This window comes from Streptomyces malachitofuscus (assembly GCF_055571035.1).
Genome location: NZ_JBVIGA010000029.1, coordinates 96,087 through 111,675 on the forward strand (window position 1 = coordinate 96,087; position 15,589 = coordinate 111,675).

Genomic DNA, 15,589 nt, shown 5'->3' on the forward strand with positions numbered 1-15,589 from the left:
CCGCCCTCGGTGTCCGTCCAGGACGTCGAGTACCCGGAAATCCGGAGGTGAAAGATCACCGACCGGGTCCCGTGCCGGGATGTGTGAAGTGGTGGCCGCGCAGCGGCTGTTGCCGGGCCCGGCTCGGACATGTGCGCGGTATCGCTCGGTTGGCGCGTCGCGTGCAAGGATGTCGCCCGTGACCGGATCGTCATCCCCACCTCTCGCCGAGGGCACTCCTCGCGCACACGGCCCGGGTCCCCATGTTTCCGCCGTGCTGGTGTTCGGGTCCTCGGCCGCGGTCCTGGTGGTCGAGATCGTCGCCCTGCGGCTGCTGGCCCCCTACCTCGGCCTCACCCTCGAGACCAGCACCCTGGTGATCAGCATCGCGCTCACCGCGATCGCCCTGGGATCCTGGCTGGGCGGGCGCATCGCGGACCACGTCGATCCACGCCGGTTGCTGGGCCCCGCGCTCGGGGTGTCGGGAGCGGTCGTCGCGTTGACCCCTGCCGTGCTCCGCAGCACCGCGGAGTGGGCGCCGGCCGCACTGCTGCTGATCGCGTCGATGACCATCCTGGTGCCGGGCGCGCTGCTGTCCGCGGTGACGCCGGTCGTGACGAAGCTGCGCCTCACGAGCCTCGCCGAGACCGGCACCGTCGTCGGCCGGCTGTCCGGCGTCGGCACCGCCGGGGCGATCTTCGGCACCGTGTTCACCGGTTTCGTCCTCGTGTCGCGGCTGTCGGTGAGCGGCATCCTGATCGGTCTGGGCACCCTGCTGGTGGTCGGCTCGGCGCTGGTGGAGTGGCGGGCGCGCGGCTGGAGCGGCGCTCCCGCCCTGGCCCTCGTGGTCGTCGCCGGCGGGCTCGCCACCGCCGTCGCTCCCGGTGGCTGCGACGTCGAAACCACGTACCACTGCGCACGGGTCGTCGACGACCCCGACCGGGCCGGTGGCCGCACCCTCGTGCTGGACGGCGTGCGGCATTCCTATGTCGACATCGACGACCCCACCCACCTCGAATTCACCTACGTACGTGCCATCGCGGCGGTGGTCGACGCCGCCTTCCCCGGAAGCGAACCGCTTGCCGCCCACCACCTGGGCGGCGGCGGGCTGACCCTCCCCCGTTACCTCGCGGCCACCCGGCCCGGAACACGCAGTGTCGTGTCGGAGATCGACAGCGGTGTCGTACGCATCGACCGCGACCGACTCGCTCTGGGAACGGAGTCCGGTATCGACGTACGTGCCGAGGACGGCCGGCTGGGGCTGCGGCGACTGGGCGCCGACAGCCGGGACCTCGTCGTCGGTGACGCGTTCGGGGGTGTCAGCGTCCCGTGGCACCTCACCACGGTGGAAGCGATGTCCGACGTACGGCGGGTGCTCGACGAGGACGGCCTGTACGTCGCCAACCTCATCGATCACGGTGATCTGGCCTTCGCACGGGCCGAGGCGGCCACGCTGGGCGAGGTCTTCGAGCATGTCGCCGTGCTCGGCGAACCAGCCGACCTCGGCCTGGATCCGGCCACCGCTGCCGAGGGCGGCAATCTGGTGGTGATCGCTTCCGACCGGGCAGTGCACCGGTCCGCCCTCCAGAACGCGCTGGACGCCCGGCGGACCGGCTGGACCGTCGCCGCCGGAGACGACCTCACGTCCTGGACCGGTGACGCCCCGGTGCTCTCCGACGACTACGCGCCCGTCGACCAGCTCCTCCAGCCCTACGGCCCGCAGAGCGGCCGGTGACGCCTCTTCCGGTCGTGCCGTGACCGGACCGTGCCTCACCGGTCCGGTGGCGATGACTTCCGGCATGGTCCGCAGTCTGTATTGACGTACTCGATCGACCACGGGCGAGGAGAGCGTTGTGACCGCGACCTACACCTTCGATGTCTTTTCCAGCCTCGACGGCTACGGCGCCGCCGGAGGCGACTGGACCGGCTACTGGGGCAAGCAGGGGCCCGAGTTGCTCGAGCACCGCCTCTCCCAGTACAGCGAGGAGCAGCGGATGGTCTTCGGGGCCAACACCTATCGGGCCTTCACGCGGATGCTGGCCGAGAGCACCGAGGACTCCGACGTACGGGATCCATGGGTCACCCGGATGCGGAACCTACCGGCGACGGTGGTGTCGACCACGCTGGAGACGTCCCCCGTGTGGCCGACGGCGAGCGTGGTGAGCGGCGACGCCGTCGACGTCGTCGCCCGGCTCAAGGAGAAGTCCGAGGTGCCGTTGCGTTCGCACGGCAGCCTGTCCATGAACCGGGCGCTGCTGGCCGCCGGCCTGGTCGACCGCGTCCAGGTGACCCTCTTTCCCGTGATCACCGGCCGGACGGGGCTGGACCGGATCTTCGAGGGGGCGGAGGACTTCGACCTCGAGCTGATCGATCACCGGACGCTGGACGGCCGCGTCCAGGAGCTCGTCTATCGGCCCACCCTGCATAAGTGAGTGCGCCGCCCCCGGGCGGAAAATCTCGTGCCGATCGCCGGACCCGCCGTGAACGGGCGGCCGTCGAGGTTCGGCATGGCCCGTTCGTGGACCGTCGCGTGTGCGTGCCTCCCCGCCGGGGAACCTGTTCGCCCGGGCTGGACGGCCTGCGAGAGGATTCCATGTGACAACGTCGGCGGCGGGCGACCGAGAACCCGGTGCGGCCCGGGAGGACGAGTACCAGCCGGATCCGCACCGGTGGCGGGCCCTGTGGGTCACCTTGGTGGCCGGTTTCATGAGCCTGCTGGACGTCACGATCGTGGCGGTCGCGCTGCCCACCGTGCAAGCGGATCTGCACGCCTCCCCCGCGCAGGTGCAGTGGGTGGTGTCCGGCTACGCACTCACCTTCGCCCTCGCGCTCGTCACCGCCGGCCGGCTCGGCGACGCCCTGGACCGGCGCCGTATCTTCCTGCTCGCCCTCTGCGGCTTCGTGATCTTCAGCGCGGCTTGCGGGGCCGCGCCCGACATCAACCTGCTGGTGGTGGCCCGCCTCGCCCAGGGGCTGGCGGCGGGTTTCATGGCGCCCCAGAATTCCGCGCTGATCCAGCAGTTGTTCCGCGGTGCCGAACGCGGCCGCGCCTTCGGCTACTTCGGCGCGACCGTCGGCGTCTCCTCCGCGTCCGGCCCCGTGGTCGGCGGCATGATCCTGGCCCTGGCCGACCATCCGGGCGGCTGGCGCTGGATCTTCTACGTCAACGTCCCCATCGGTCTTCTCGCCGTACTGCTCGGGCGCCGCCTGCTGCCACGCACCGGCACGTCAGGCCGGGGGCACGTGGACCTGCCCGGGATCGTGCTGCTCGGGCTCGGGGTTTTCACGCTCATGTATCCGCTGGTCCAGGCCGAGTCCGGCGGGCTGGCCCGCCTGTGGTGGATGTTCCTGGTCGGCGCCTCGGTCCTCACCGTCTTCGTCCGTCGGCAGTACCGCCTGGTCGCCCGGGGCACCAGACCGCTGCTGGACCCCAGATTGTTCACCACGGTGCGCGGCTACGCCGTCGGCGCCGGCGTCGGCACCTTGTACTTCATCGGTTTCAGTGGCGTGTGGCTCGTCTTCGCCCTCTTCTACCAGCCCGGACTCGGCTTCTCGCCGCTCCGGTCCGGCCTCGCCGTCACTCCGTTCGCTCTCGGCTCGGCGGGTGCGGCCGTGGTCGCGGGCCGGCTGGTGGACCGGCTCGGCCGGCTGCTCACCGTGTGCGGGCTCGCCGGTGTGATCGCCGGTCTGGGCACCACCGCTCTGCTGCTGCGTTTCGCGCCCCTGGACATCGCTCCCTGGGTCGCCGCCCCTGCCCTTTTCCTCGGCGGCATCGGCGGAGGCTTCGTGGTCTCACCCAACATCACCATGACCCTGCGCGACGTACCCGTGCGGATGGCAGGCGCGGCGGGCGGTGCCCTGCAGACCGGACAGCGGCTCGGCGCCGCGGTGGGTACCGCGGCCCTGCCGGGTCTCTACTACCTGGTACTCGACGGCGGCGAGGACTATCAGGGCGCCCTTGTCGTCGCGCTGTGCGCCGCCCTCGTCATGATGCTGGCGTCGCTCGCCCTGGCGGCGTTCGACTGGCGGCGCGACCGGCGTCGGCGCGGGCCGCACGGCACGTGCCCGGAGGAGGTCGCGAACAACCCGGTGCATGCCCGGCAGAGCTGACCCACCCGCGCGGTTGTGCTGCGGGCTCGGTCCAGAGGTGCGGCAGCGGCCGGGGCCTGTCCGGCGGCCGGTGGTGCCGGACAGGCCCTGGCCCGGTGCACGAGGGGTCAGCGTTTCAGCATGAAGGTGAAGTCACTGGACACCTTGGCGCCCAGCCGGACCGCCGAAACGAGTTTCCCCCTGGTGAGGAGTCGTTCGACCTCGGCCCGCGAAAGGCCGCACCCCTCGGCGATGAGGCGCACGGGCCGGACGGGGATGTGCGCCGCGAAGCGCACCGAGACATCGATCACGTCGCCGTCCAGGTGATCCGGTCCACCGGTGTCGAGGCGCCAGGCGTCGTCCCAGTCGAGGGCGATGCGGTTGCGACGCCGCACGACGGGATCCCGGAGCAGCTCGGACGCCAGGGCAGGGTCGTTGTCGTGCAGCCGGTCCAGCAGTTCAGGCCGTACCGAGCGCACGTTCGTCCGCTCCAGGACCGTGAGCTTCGTGGTGTCCCCGCAGACGGTGCAGAGCGCGAGGAGCCAGACGTCGATCCGCTTGTGGTGGGCGTTGACGCGGAATGTGCCGCCGGTCCGGAAGCGATCGGATCCGCACGCGTGGCAGCGACGGAGGACGAGCGGCAGGCAGGTGGGCGTGACCACCCAGTTGGTGAGCACAGAGATACACCGGTTTCAGTGAGAAATCCGCAGCAGGAAGCAGCGCGGCGCACAGGCGCGACGCGCGACGATTCAGCACTCGGGAGGTCTCACACGGTGTACAACGGCACGTCCTCGATCAGACAACTGGGACCGCCCGCACGATAATCGCGCGCTGCGGCGCGGTTCCACCGGTTTTCCGGGCCGCCGGCCCCGGTCGTTCCTGGACGGATGTCCATGTACGAACGGGCCGCCGGCCCCGGTCTTTCCTGGACGGATGTCCATGTACGCTGGACACTCGTCCAGAAAATCGGAGGGTTCTTGATGCACACGACGGCGAACAGCCTGGTCGCACTGGTGGCGGCCCTGCACGCGTACATCCTGGTTCTGGAGATGTTCCTGTGGGAGAGGAAGCCGGGTCGAAGACTCTCCGGTTTCGACGCGGAGTTGGCCCGGGCCAGCGCGCCACTGGCGGCCAACCAGGGTCTCTACAACGGGTTTTTGTCCGCGGGGCTGGTCTGGGGTCTGATCGCCGCCGACCCGACGGGGTTCCGGGTGCAGGTCTTCTTCCTCGTCTGTGTGGTCGTCGCCGGCCTGTACGGCGGCTTCACCGCGAACCGGCGCATCCTGCTCGCCCAAGCCCTGCCCGGTGCGCTCGCGCTCGCCGCGGTCCTCCTCACCCGGTGACCGAGGCCCACGGGGACGCCCGGGCCGTACGGACACGGGCCAAGCTGCGACGGGCACTGCTGGACGAGTGCGCACAGCGCCCACTGGCGGAGATCAGCGTGGCCTCGCTGGTGCGGCGGGCCGGGGTCGGCCGCGCCACCTTCTACCTGCACTATGCCGATCTGGAAGCACTGGCCGTCGACGCCTGCGCCGACGTGGTGCGCGATGCGGTGGACGCCCTGCACGCCTGGCGGGGCACTCCCGACCCCGTTTCACCACCGCTTCCCCTCATCGCCTTCTTCACCGGCCTCACCTCGCACACCGGGCTCTACAAGGCGCTGTTGAGCCCTGGAGGCGGCGGCCCTCTGGGACGCGTGCTGTATCAGGATCTCCGCGCCCGCAGCCGGACGGAGCGCGACCTGGCCGGTGCACCGGAGGCGGACCTGATCGCCTCGGCGGTGGCCGCCACCTTCACGGGAGTGCTCGCCGACTGGCTCCACGGCCTCGTCCCGGCCACTCCCGAGACGATCGCCCGCCGGGTCTGGCACCTGCTCGTCACGCTGCATCGCACCCCCCTGCCGTGACGGACCGTCCGCTCGGCCTCCCCGCCGCAGCGCTCAGCGGGCGGTGAGGAAGTTCCTGATCTCGTCGACGACGCGTCCGGGGGCGTCCTCCATGAGGAAGTGGCCGGCTTCGGGGACGGTGACCAGGTCGGCGTGCGGGACGGCACGGCGCAGCCGCTCGGCGTACTCGAGGGGCTGCCACTGGTCCTTCTCGCCCCACAGGATCCTCACGGGCATGGTCAGGTGACCGAGCCGGTCGCTGATCTCCTCGGTGTACTTCGCGTCGTAGTGGCGCACCTGGTGCTCGAAGAAGGAGACACGGCCCAGGGCCGACTGATGGGGCGCCAGATAGGCCCGCAGGAGCTGACCCGTCATCAGCGACCGGTCGGTGACGGTCATGGTGAGCTGCCGGGTCAGCAGGGCGTCGAACTCGTCCTGCGACATGGTTACGGCGTCGTCCAGATGTTCGTCGATGATCCGCTGCCAGGTCGGGGAGGGCCACGAGTCGTAGCTGACCGAGTCGATGAGCATCAGTTGCCGGACGCGCTCGGGGTGTGCGACGGCGAAGCGGAGGGCGATGGCGCCGCCGATGTCGTGCGCGACGATGCGGACCCGGTCGATGTCCAGTTCGTCGAGCAGGTGTTCCAGGAGGTCGGCCTGGGCCGCGACCGAGGTGTCGCGGCCCACGGGCCGCTCGGACAGGCCGTATCCCAGCAGGTCATAGGTGAGGGTGCGGAATCCGTCCGCCTCGATGTGTGGTACGACGTCGCGCCATTCGTACGAGTGCGAGGGCGTGCCGTGCAGGAAGAGCACAGGCTCGCCGTGGCCGCGGTGCCGGTAGGCGAGGCGTACTCCGTCGACGATGACGTGGTCGGTCAGGAGGGGGGTCATAAGGGCTCCCTGATAGATTGGGTAGACCAGTCTACCTAATGAGAGGGAAGCGTCATGGGCGAAGCGGAGCCGACGCGGGTCACCGGGAGGCGGCAGCCGGCGCGCGAGCGGGTCCTTGCGGCCGCGGCGCGGCGCTTCTACGCCGACGGGATCACGGCCACCGGCATCGACACGATCACCGCCGAGGCGGGCGTGGCGAAGATGAGCCTGTACAACAACTTCTCCTCCAAGGCCGACCTCGTCCTGGCCTACCTGGACGCCCGGCACGAGGAGTGGCTGTCGCGGTACCGTGCACGGCTCCAGGGCGCCGGAACACCGCGGGAGGGTGTGCTGGCCGTCTTCGACGCCTATGTCGACAGCGCCGATGCCGCCGTCGACGACGAGGCGTTCCGCGGGTGCGGACTGCTCAACGCCGCCGCCGAGCTGCCCGCGGGCAACGAGGGGCGCGCACTGGTGCGCCGCCACAAGGAGGAGGTCGAGCGTCTGATAAGCGCTCACCTCGAGGCGCTGCTGCCCGGCCGTCCCGACGCCGCACGCACCACGGCGGAGCAGCTGGCCTTTCTGCTGGAGGGTGCCATGGTGCGTGCGGGTCTCGAGGGCGGGAGCAGCCGTCTCCGGCATGCGCGCGCCATGGCGGCCCGTCTTCTGGAGCAGCTGTGACCGCAGGCGCCGGTCACTTGTCAGGCAGTCACCGGACGGTGGCGGCCTCGGTGGGGGCGTCCTGAGTCGCGGGTGCGGGGTCTCCCGGTCCGCGCCAGGCGATGCAGACCAACAGGGCGCCCATGACGGCGACGCCCGCCCACATGGACTGCTGCCAGCCCGCCACGAAGGACTGCTGGGCGGCGTGGACCAGGTCCTGCGCGTGTGCGCCGCTGCCGGGAGCCACCTCGACGGCGCCCGCGATGCCTTGCCGTGCGGTGTCCGCGACGGACTCGGGGATGCCGTCGAGCCTGCCGTCGATGGAGCTGCGGTAGCCGGCGGACAGCAGCGCGCCGAGCAGGGCGACACCGAGCGCGGTGCCGAACTCACGGGTGACGTCGTTCAGCGCGGACGCGACGCCCTGCTTCCCGCTCGGCAGCGACCGGGTGATGGCCTCGGTGGACGGGGTCATCGACAGTCCCATGCCGACGCCCATGGCGAGCATGCCGGGCAGGATCGTCAGGTAACCGCCCTCCGCGGACACCAGCAGGGCCATGAGCGCGAGGCCGGCGGCGGCCAGTGCGACGCCCGTCAGCATGGTCGGCCGTGTGCCGACACTCGCGGCCATCCGCGGAGCCAGAGCGGAAGCCGCCATCATCATCACGGCCATGGGCATCAGGGCCAGCGTGGCCAGCAGCCCGGACCAGCCGAGTACCGCCTGGAAGAACGGGAACAGGACGACGGCGATGCCCGCCTGCACGCCGAAGACCACCAGCAGAGTGACGGAGCCGCCGGCCAGTCCGCGTTCCCGGAACAGGCGCACGTCCAGCAGGGACGCGTCCCGGCGGCGCAGTTCCCAGGCCACGAAACCGACGGCGGCGGTCAGACCGACGGCCAGCGCGCTCAGCGTCGCGGGAGCGGTCCAGCCGTTCTCCGGGCCTTCCTGCAGTACGAAGATGAGGCCGACAACGGCGACGGCGGAGGACAACGCTCCGACGGTGTCGAAGGAATGAGCCGACCGCTCGCGCGAGTTGGGGACCGACTTCAGCGTCATGGCCAGGGCCACGACGACGAGGACGACGGGCAGTGCGAACAGCCACCGCCAGTCCGCGACATCCACGAGGAGGGCGGAGAGGAACATCCCAAGGATGCCGCCGCCCCCGGCGACGCCGGTCCACACCCCGATGGCCCTGCCGCGCTGCTCCTCGGGGAAGGTGGAGGTGATGACGGCCAGCGTGACCGGCATGATCATCGCGGCGCCGATACCGGCGACCACGCGCGCGGTCAGCATCACTTCGGCGGTCGGGGCGAGCCCGGCCGCTACGTTGGCGACACCGAACACGGCGAGACCGGCGATCAGCATGGGTTTCCGTCCCAGCCGGTCACCGATCGCGCCGAGCGGGAGCAGCAGCGCCGCCAGGGCCAGGGTGTAACTGTTGATGATCCACAGAACGGAGCTCTGGGAGGCACCGAACTCGACGGCCAGGTGGGTCTGGGCGACGTTCAGGCCGGACACCGACGCGATGACCGCCATCAACGCCACCGAGACCGCGATCAGGACGGCGCGCAGCTGGCGTGCGTCCGGTACTCCCCCGTCACCGGTGTGTGCCACCGGAGCGGGCTGGTTCGTGCTCATGGTTCTCCTCGCAAGGGAAAAGGGGGCGCGGACGATCCGGGCGCCGGGGTCAAGCGGAAATGGCGTGGCCGTTCCGGGCCAAGCCCGGCCCGACCGGGCCGTCCAGAGCGACCGTAGGCGCACCTTGCGAAGAGGGCATAGAGTATTGCGCATGACGCAAAATGATGGCGAGCTCGACAGCCTCGTACGCAAACGCATCCGGGCCCTGCGGGTCGCACAGGGCTGGTCCCTGGAGGAACTCGCCTCCCGCGCCAACGTCAGTCAGTCCACGCTGAGCCGCATCGAGAACGGACAGCGGCGCCTGGCGCTGGACCAGCTGGTCACGCTCGCCCGCGCCCTGGACACGTCACTGGACCAGCTCGTGGAGACCGCCACCGACGATGTGATCACCAGCCCGATGATCGACGGCGCGCACGGGCTGATGCGCTGGCCCGTGAAGGGCGACCCGGGGATGACCGTCGTACGTCAGCGCATGACCGAACCGCCGCCGGACAATCCCGCACGCATGCGCGCCCACCCCGGACGCGAATGGCTCGTCGTCCTGTCCGGAACGGCGATCCTGATGCTGGGACACCGCCGCCTCCGCGTCGAGACCAACCAGGCCGCCGAATTCCCCACCATGCTTCCCCACGCCATCGGCGCCGAGGGCGGCCCCTGCGAGATCCTGGGCATCTTCGACCGCGACGCCCGCCGCGGCCACCAGCGCGGCACCGGCAGAACCACCGACCCGGCCCCGGACGACTCCGCCGGCTGACCTGCCCCAGGGGTGATCGTCACCGTCTCCCCGGCTGCCTGGAACTCACGGGCCCCTCCTCCACTTCAGGTCGTCCTCCTCCCGCAAGGACGCTACTCGGCATCCAGCTGGTGACCGGCCCAGACGTAGGTCTCCGGCAGGAGGGCGGTAATGGGGACGGTTCCGGGGTGGTCGGTGGCGCAGACGGCGACGATCGTGTCCAGCTCGTCGGCGCCCTGTGCCGCTGCCGCCCCGATGAGGACGAGCTCGGCGCAGGGTCCCCCGGTGAAGTGGTAGGCGTTCACCGCCGTGATGATGCGCCCGTCCGCGGCGCGGGCCGCGGCCGCCATGGCGTGGTTGTCACCCCGGCACGGGTGCGAGCGACATCGGTGGCGGCGTCGATGAGTTCCCGGTCGACGGGGTGGGGCCGCATGGTCATCCGTCGCTCCCGCCTGCGTCGGGTGTCCGACGAAGGTGACCCGGGCGACAAGGCGCGCAAGCGAATGTCGTGGGAGCGGATTCCGTCAGGGCACGGTCCAGGAGCTGATGGGATAGGGTCCGGAAGCCGATCGTTCGGTTACGGCCGGTCGCCGCGGCGCCCTGGGGAGGGCGCGCCGCACTTCCACCACCCCGGGGGAACCCTCATGACACATGCGCCCATGTCCATGCCCGTGCCGCCGATGCCCGTGCCCGGACGTGCGCTGCGTTCGCCGGTCGGGCTCTGCTACGCGGTGACCGCGCTGCTCGGCTTCGTCATCGTCGTCGATCTGCTGATCCTGGCGGCCTCGCTCAACATGCGGGCGCTGATGGACAAGGTCGCCTCGGGCGGCACGGTCGACTTCGACGAGGGCGAAGCGCGACGGGCCGACCTCGCGATGGCCGGCACCAGTGTGCTGTACCTCGTCGCCATGGTGGCGACGGCCACGGTCTTCATCATCTGGTTCCACCGGGTCCGCCAGAACGCGGATGTCTTCGCCCCGGACACGCAGCGCCGGACGGCGGGATGGGCGATCGGTGCCTGGTTCATCCCGGTGGCCAACCTGTGGATCCCGCGCGGGATCGCCGCCGATGTCCTGCGGGCCAGCCAAAGCAATCCCTACGCCGGGGCGGTGCGGTCCATCGGGCTGCTCAACGCCTGGTGGGGCATGTGGTTGTGGGCGGCCGTGTTCGACCGGTACGCGTCCAAGACGTACTCGAAGGCCCAGGACGTGGACGCGATCCACGATGCTGCGGGCCTGGTGGCGACCGGCGCCGGGTTCGACCTGGTCGCCGCGGTCCTGGCCATCCTGTTCGTCCGCAGGCTCACCGCCGCTCAGCACAGCAAGGCCCTTGCGGGACCTGTCATGCCGAAGAGCTGAACCATCCGGCCGCCCGCTCAGGCGCAGGACCAGGCCGACATACCCTGGAGGCGGGCCAGGCGTTCGGCCACGGCGATCTGTTCCTCTCGGGTGGCCAGGTCCGCGCGGCGGGCGTACTTGAGGCCGCCTGCCGCCTCCCAGCTGGACTGCGTGAACTGCAGCCCGCCGTAGTGTCCGTTTCCGGTGTTCGCCTGCCAGTTGCCCCCGGATTCGCACTCGGCGATGGCATCCCAGTCCGTTGCGGAGGCGGTCGAGGGCGAGGCCACCGCTTCGGTGGTCGCGCCCGTGGCGAGGACGGCCGCCGCGGCCAGGACCATCAGGGCGGTCCGGATTCGGCCCGTCTGCGCGCTGCCCCCGGTGACCGTATGCGCGGTTCGTGTGCTTGTCATAGGGAGACAGTTACTTCATGCGGGCGTCAGTGCCCTGCTGGATGCCGTTCTCTTGAGCCAGGCGGGGGACGCCACGCTCCTCGGCGCCTCCGTCCGAGGCACGCCGTAGGCATGGGTTCGAGCAGTGCGGGCACTCGGCCGGACGATCGCGGCGGCGGCCGCGAGGGATACACGCCGGCCGCCGCACAGGAGGTTTCCGTCGGCCCTGTCACGGCGGTGACGGGGCTTCTCATGGAGCGTCGGGCAGGCCTTGCACCTGCATTTCCCCGCGGGAAGCGGGACGTCTTGCCTTAGACGACCAACGCCGGGGCGACGAAACCGCCGAAACGGTCCGCGCCTTCGCCACTCACTATGCGGCAGGTCGGAGGTCCGCGCACCCCGGGACCGCCGTCCGAGCCGGGCGGGGCTGGATCGTCGGGCTGTTCATCGCGGGGAGGGCCGGTCCGTGCCGTGGGCGAGGTCTTCGGGGACCTTCGTGAGGAGCAGACCGCTGTCGGGCTCGGCGGACAGGGCCGCGACGCCGCGCAGTGCCTTGAGCGCGCGCAGCCAGGTTGCGGGGTTCTTCCAGTTCAGCCCGGCCATCAGTTGCCTGAGCATGCTGAGCTGGTCGAAGTAGATCCGCTCACAGACGAGGTTCTCTTTCTCGTCGAAGAGGAAGTATGCGGTCATGCGTACGCGGAAGCGGCCGTGGGTGGGAGGTATGGGGCCCAGGGGTCCCCGATGGGTGCCCAGGAGCCAGAATTCGACGACCACGGCGTCGGCGCTGTGGCGCAGCTCGATGATCTCGTGGTGCTGGTCGGGGAAGGCCACGCGGGTGTCGTGGTAATAGCCTCGGACCGCGCTCTCGCCGTCGTGGACCGTGAGGGTCGGCACGATCTCGTAGTGCGGGTGCGGGAAGGTGGACAGGGTGGCGTCCCAGTCCTGCGCCACCTCGTCGTGGAAGTGGTCCAGGACCAGGCGTTGACGCGCCGTCAGGACGTCACGGGAGGGGATGTCGAGTCTGTTCCGCGTCACGGTGTGTCTCCCTCGGGAAGTGGGCGTCGGCAGGGGCAGGGTCTGCATAGTGGCCGGCCATCGCGGCGGCGCGGCTGCGCAGGGAGCTGCGCAACGACTCGGGGGCCAGGGCTTCCGCGTCCGTGCCGAGCTGCCACAGCGCCCACTCGGCGTGCCGTGCATCCTGGAACGTCGCCTCCAGCCGCAGCCAGCCGTCCGCGTCGGGCGCTGCGGCGCGTACGGCCACCGCGGCGCTCAGCAGCTCCTCCCGCCGCTCAGGGTTCACCCGTACCGGCACGGCGATGTGCCCGTCGGTCAGAAAGCGCGCGCAGCGTTCCCGCCAGGCGCGGTCCAGGTCGACCTCGTCCGGCCGCCGTGCCGCTTCGGGGAGTTCCTCGGCGGCGAGCACCCGCGACAGCCGGTACGTGCGGTCCGCGCCGGACCGCGTGGCCAGCAGGTAACCGCGGTCGCGCACGGTGACCAGGCCGATCGGGTCCACCGTGCGCCACCGGGGCGCCTGGTCCGTGGCCGCGTAGTGGATGCGCAGTCTGTGTCCGGCGAGCACCGCCCGCCGGATCTCGACCATGGTCGTGGCGGGAACCTCTTCCGTGGGCGGCCGACGGGAGAGGAGGTCGGTCTCCGGCTCGACGAGGAAGCGCCGGACCGCGTCTCCCGCGGTGGCCCGATGGCTTTCCGGCAGCGCGTCGACCACCTTGCGCATGGCGGAGGCGAGCGCCGAACCGAGGCCGAACACCTGCTCGCCGCGCCGTGATCCGGCGGTCAGCAGGGCAAGCGCCTCGTCGTGGTTCAGTCCGGTGAGCTCGGTCCGGAAGCCGGGCAGCAACGCGAACCCGCCGTGCCGGCCGCGTTCGGCGTAGACCGGGACGCCGGCGGCGGACAGTGCCTCGATGTCGCGCAGCACGGTGCGGGTGGACACCTCCAGCTCACGGGCCAGGGTGTCCGCGGTCATCCGGCCGCGCTGACGCAGCAGCAGCACCAGTGAGACCAGCCGATCGGCGCGCATGCGCGAAACCTTATCGAATACATGACCAAGGGTGTCATGCTTTGTCGGCAGGCTCATCGGCACCGACGTCAACGAACGGAGCTGATGTGACAGTGGAACGAACGGCGGTCAACCCGGTGGCCTGGTCGACGGAATTGGGTTTCAACCAGGGGGAGTTGGTCTCCGGGCACACCCGGACGCTGTACTGCTCGGGACAGACCGCGATGAGCGCCGACGGCACGCCCCTGCACGAGGGGGACATGGCCGCGCAGTTGGTGCTGAGCCTCGACAACCTGGAGGCCGTGCTCGGCAAGGCCGGCATGTCCCTCGCGAACCTCGTGCGGCTCAACGTCTACACCACGGACGTGGATCTGCTGTTCCCGCACTACGGTGTGCTGGCGTCGCGGCTGGGCGCCGTCGGGGTGGCACCGGCCACCACGATGCTCGGGGTGACTCGGCTGGCCGTGCCGGGTCAGATGGTCGAGCTGGAGGGGACCGCCGTCGCGTGAGGTGACCCCCGGCGTTTCCGCTGCTCGTGCCGCCCCGGCACGAGCAGCGTACGCGCGTCTCACCGAACAGGACTTGCGTCTCAAGCCGCTCGAGGTACCAGTGTGGCTGCATGAACGACCACGAGCTGTACCCCATCGGAGACGCCGCGCGTCGTAGCGGCCTGAGTGTGAGTGCCGTCCGGTTCTACTCCGACACCGGACTCGTCGCGCACACGGCATTGAGTGGGGCGGGGCACCGGATGTACGACATCGACGCCATCGCCCGGCTGGAACTCGTCCGCACACTGCGCGAGTTGGGCACCGAGCTGCAGACGATCCGCCGTCTGCTCGACGGCGGCACGACCCTGCACGAACTGCTCACCACGCACCTGGAGGTCGTCGAGCGCCAGGAACGCACGCTGCGGGCCCGGCGCGCGGTGCTCAGGCTCCTGATCAAACAGGGCGACACCACGGCGCGGGCCGACCTGATGCACAAGCTCGTCTCGATGACCGACGAGGAACGTGAGGAGACCATCGACGAGTTCTGGAACGACGTCGGCGAAGGCCTGGACGTCCCCGACGGGTTCGTCGACCGGCTGCGGGCGATGCGCCCGGTGCTTCCCGAAGACCCCTCGGCGGCGCAGCTCGAAGCCTGGATCGAGCTGGCCGACCTGGTGCGGGACCCGGTCTTCCGTGACTCGGTCCGCGCGTACCTCGAGGACACCTACTCCGTGCCGGAGGCCCGGGTCGTGGCGACCGAGCCCGTCCAGGAGTTCATCCACATCAGCGGGGCCCCGCTGATGGAGGAGCTGCTCGCCGCGCACCGCGCCGGGGAGTCCCCGCGGTCCACGCGGACGCAGCGGGCCGTCACCCGGTTCATGGAGGCGGCCACCGCGCTGTCCGGAACACCGCTCACCCCGGACGTACGGAACCGGATGGCCGACGGGTACCGGCAGGTGCCCGGCATCCTCCGCCGGATCGCCGAGGAGGACGCCGCCTCCGCCGCTCCCGTGTACGACGACACCCACGGCCGGTACGTGTCCCTGGTGACGCGTATCAACGGCACCGCGCCCGAGGCGGATCACGGCCCCCTCCCCTACGCGTGGATCGCCGACGCGATGAGCGCAACGGACCCGCGGCGGCACTAGGCCTGGCATCCCTGGCGACGCCCGAGACCGGCTCCGGTGCGTCCCCGGAGGCCCTGGCCGCCCTGACCGCCCGCTGACGGTGCGTACGCACGTACAGCGTGCCGAGACCGAGCTGGATGCCCAGCCGCGCTCAACTGGTGGCCCTCGCCCTCCCGTCGGGGCTCGTGCGGTCGCCCGTCCGACCCGGGGCGGCAGACCGCCCCGGGAGCCGGGGGGTCAGTGGGCCCCCGTCGTCTGCCGGGCGGCGCTCGCGGGGCCGCTTGCGGTGTGGGCGTCGAGGGCGTGCAGGATCTCCTCGACGCTCTGCCTGGCGTCGCCGAAGAGCATGCTGCTGTTCTCGCGGAAGAACAGCGGGTTC

General features: G+C 70.8%; 17 protein-coding genes. 10 read left to right on the plus strand and 7 right to left on the minus strand.

What is annotated here, in order from left to right; translation table 11 throughout:
- Positions 1 to 178 precede the first annotated feature (178 nt).
- The 3 genes from ACZ44S_RS33250 (at position 179) to ACZ44S_RS33260 (ending at position 4,089) form a co-directional block, all read left to right on the plus strand.
- Positions 179 to 1,714, plus strand: a complete 1,536-nt coding sequence (locus ACZ44S_RS33250) for a fused MFS/spermidine synthase (RefSeq protein WP_466935881.1) — start codon at positions 179 to 181, stop codon at positions 1,712 to 1,714.
- Positions 1,715 to 1,832: 118 nt separating this feature from the next.
- Positions 1,833 to 2,411, plus strand: a complete 579-nt coding sequence (locus ACZ44S_RS33255) for a dihydrofolate reductase family protein (RefSeq protein ID WP_466935884.1) — start codon at positions 1,833 to 1,835, stop codon at positions 2,409 to 2,411.
- A 163-nt stretch (positions 2,412 to 2,574) separates the two neighbouring features.
- The gene (locus tag ACZ44S_RS33260; RefSeq protein WP_466935887.1) at positions 2,575 to 4,089 is read left to right on the plus strand and encodes an MFS transporter; all 1,515 of its coding nucleotides are present in this window, start codon (positions 2,575 to 2,577) and stop codon (positions 4,087 to 4,089) included.
- A gap of 107 nt (positions 4,090 to 4,196) precedes the next feature.
- Here the strand turns inward: ACZ44S_RS33260 and ACZ44S_RS33265 are convergent, their stop codons facing one another.
- Positions 4,197 to 4,745, minus strand: a complete 549-nt coding sequence (locus ACZ44S_RS33265; RefSeq protein WP_466935889.1) for a DUF1062 domain-containing protein — start codon at positions 4,743 to 4,745, stop codon at positions 4,197 to 4,199.
- A gap of 303 nt (positions 4,746 to 5,048) precedes the next feature.
- Between ACZ44S_RS33265 and ACZ44S_RS33270 the strand changes: the two genes are divergently transcribed.
- Both ACZ44S_RS33270 and ACZ44S_RS33275 read left to right on the plus strand, forming a co-directional pair.
- On the plus strand, positions 5,049 to 5,411 hold the full coding sequence (locus ACZ44S_RS33270; RefSeq protein WP_466935892.1) for a DUF1304 domain-containing protein: 363 nt from the start codon (positions 5,049 to 5,051) through the stop codon (positions 5,409 to 5,411).
- A complete protein-coding gene (locus ACZ44S_RS33275; RefSeq protein ID WP_466935894.1) occupies positions 5,408 to 5,974 on the plus strand; it encodes a TetR/AcrR family transcriptional regulator in 567 nt (188 codons plus the stop codon). The genes ACZ44S_RS33270 and ACZ44S_RS33275 overlap by 4 nt, the downstream gene beginning before the upstream one ends.
- Before the next feature lie 33 nt (positions 5,975 to 6,007).
- Here ACZ44S_RS33275 and ACZ44S_RS33280 read toward each other — a convergent pair whose 3' ends face one another.
- A complete protein-coding gene (locus ACZ44S_RS33280; protein ID WP_466935896.1) occupies positions 6,008 to 6,844 on the minus strand; it encodes an alpha/beta fold hydrolase in 837 nt (278 codons plus the stop codon).
- Positions 6,845 to 6,898: 54 nt separating this feature from the next.
- Here ACZ44S_RS33280 and ACZ44S_RS33285 point away from each other — a divergent pair, with 54 nt between their 5' ends.
- On the plus strand, positions 6,899 to 7,504 hold the full coding sequence (locus tag ACZ44S_RS33285) for a TetR/AcrR family transcriptional regulator (protein ID WP_466935898.1): 606 nt from the start codon (positions 6,899 to 6,901) through the stop codon (positions 7,502 to 7,504).
- Positions 7,505 to 7,532: 28 nt separating this feature from the next.
- Here ACZ44S_RS33285 and ACZ44S_RS33290 read toward each other — a convergent pair whose 3' ends face one another.
- Positions 7,533 to 9,119, minus strand: coding sequence for a DHA2 family efflux MFS transporter permease subunit (locus ACZ44S_RS33290; RefSeq protein WP_466935900.1), 1,587 nt, complete (start codon positions 9,117 to 9,119; stop codon positions 7,533 to 7,535).
- A gap of 151 nt (positions 9,120 to 9,270) precedes the next feature.
- Here ACZ44S_RS33290 and ACZ44S_RS33295 point away from each other — a divergent pair, with 151 nt between their 5' ends.
- A complete protein-coding gene (locus ACZ44S_RS33295; protein WP_466935902.1) occupies positions 9,271 to 9,873 on the plus strand; it encodes a helix-turn-helix domain-containing protein in 603 nt (200 codons plus the stop codon).
- A 92-nt stretch (positions 9,874 to 9,965) separates the two neighbouring features.
- On the opposite strand, the gene ACZ44S_RS33300 is transcribed toward ACZ44S_RS33295, so the two are convergent.
- A complete protein-coding gene (locus ACZ44S_RS33300; RefSeq protein WP_466935904.1) occupies positions 9,966 to 10,202 on the minus strand; it encodes a hypothetical protein in 237 nt (78 codons plus the stop codon).
- Positions 10,203 to 10,496: 294 nt separating this feature from the next.
- On the opposite strand from ACZ44S_RS33300, the gene ACZ44S_RS33305 reads away from it, so the two are divergent.
- A complete protein-coding gene (locus ACZ44S_RS33305; RefSeq protein WP_466935906.1) occupies positions 10,497 to 11,210 on the plus strand; it encodes a DUF4328 domain-containing protein in 714 nt (237 codons plus the stop codon).
- Positions 11,211 to 11,227: 17 nt separating this feature from the next.
- Here ACZ44S_RS33305 and ACZ44S_RS33310 read toward each other — a convergent pair whose 3' ends face one another.
- The 3 genes from ACZ44S_RS33310 to ACZ44S_RS33320 form a co-directional block, all read right to left on the minus strand.
- Complete coding sequence (locus ACZ44S_RS33310; RefSeq protein ID WP_466935909.1) at positions 11,228 to 11,599, minus strand: transglycosylase family protein; 372 nt, start codon at positions 11,597 to 11,599, stop codon at positions 11,228 to 11,230.
- Between the two features lie 423 nt (positions 11,600 to 12,022).
- A complete protein-coding gene (locus ACZ44S_RS33315; protein ID WP_466935911.1) occupies positions 12,023 to 12,613 on the minus strand; it encodes an ester cyclase in 591 nt (196 codons plus the stop codon).
- Positions 12,579 to 13,616, minus strand: a complete 1,038-nt coding sequence (locus tag ACZ44S_RS33320) for a helix-turn-helix transcriptional regulator (RefSeq protein WP_466935913.1) — start codon at positions 13,614 to 13,616, stop codon at positions 12,579 to 12,581. Before ACZ44S_RS33320 ends, ACZ44S_RS33315 begins: the two co-directional genes overlap by 35 nt.
- Before the next feature lie 92 nt (positions 13,617 to 13,708).
- On the opposite strand from ACZ44S_RS33320, the gene ACZ44S_RS33325 reads away from it, so the two are divergent.
- Together ACZ44S_RS33325 and ACZ44S_RS33330 are read left to right on the plus strand one after the other, a co-directional pair.
- Complete coding sequence (locus ACZ44S_RS33325) at positions 13,709 to 14,104, plus strand: RidA family protein (protein WP_466935927.1); 396 nt, start codon at positions 13,709 to 13,711, stop codon at positions 14,102 to 14,104.
- Positions 14,105 to 14,214: 110 nt separating this feature from the next.
- Complete coding sequence (locus ACZ44S_RS33330; RefSeq protein ID WP_466935915.1) at positions 14,215 to 15,231, plus strand: MerR family transcriptional regulator; 1,017 nt, start codon at positions 14,215 to 14,217, stop codon at positions 15,229 to 15,231.
- The last annotated feature ends 358 nt before the right edge of the window (positions 15,232 to 15,589 follow it).

Coding starts and splice junctions, on each gene's coding strand:
- ACZ44S_RS33270 (WP_466935892.1), top strand. CDS start 5,049: ATGCACACGACGGCGAACAGCCTGGTCGCACTGGTGGCGGCCCTGCAC.
- ACZ44S_RS33280 (WP_466935896.1), bottom strand. CDS start 6,844: ATGACCCCCCTCCTGACCGACCACGTCATCGTCGACGGAGTACGCCTC.
- ACZ44S_RS33285 (WP_466935898.1), top strand. CDS start 6,899: ATGGGCGAAGCGGAGCCGACGCGGGTCACCGGGAGGCGGCAGCCGGCG.
- ACZ44S_RS33290 (WP_466935900.1), bottom strand. CDS start 9,119: ATGAGCACGAACCAGCCCGCTCCGGTGGCACACACCGGTGACGGGGGA.
- ACZ44S_RS33295 (WP_466935902.1), top strand. CDS start 9,271: ATGACGCAAAATGATGGCGAGCTCGACAGCCTCGTACGCAAACGCATC.
- ACZ44S_RS33300 (WP_466935904.1), bottom strand. CDS start 10,202: ATGGCGGCCGCGGCCCGCGCCGCGGACGGGCGCATCATCACGGCGGTG.
- ACZ44S_RS33305 (WP_466935906.1), top strand. CDS start 10,497: ATGACACATGCGCCCATGTCCATGCCCGTGCCGCCGATGCCCGTGCCC.
- ACZ44S_RS33310 (WP_466935909.1), bottom strand. CDS start 11,599: ATGACAAGCACACGAACCGCGCATACGGTCACCGGGGGCAGCGCGCAG.
- ACZ44S_RS33320 (WP_466935913.1), bottom strand. CDS start 13,616: ATGCGCGCCGATCGGCTGGTCTCACTGGTGCTGCTGCTGCGTCAGCGC.
- ACZ44S_RS33330 (WP_466935915.1), top strand. CDS start 14,215: ATGAACGACCACGAGCTGTACCCCATCGGAGACGCCGCGCGTCGTAGC.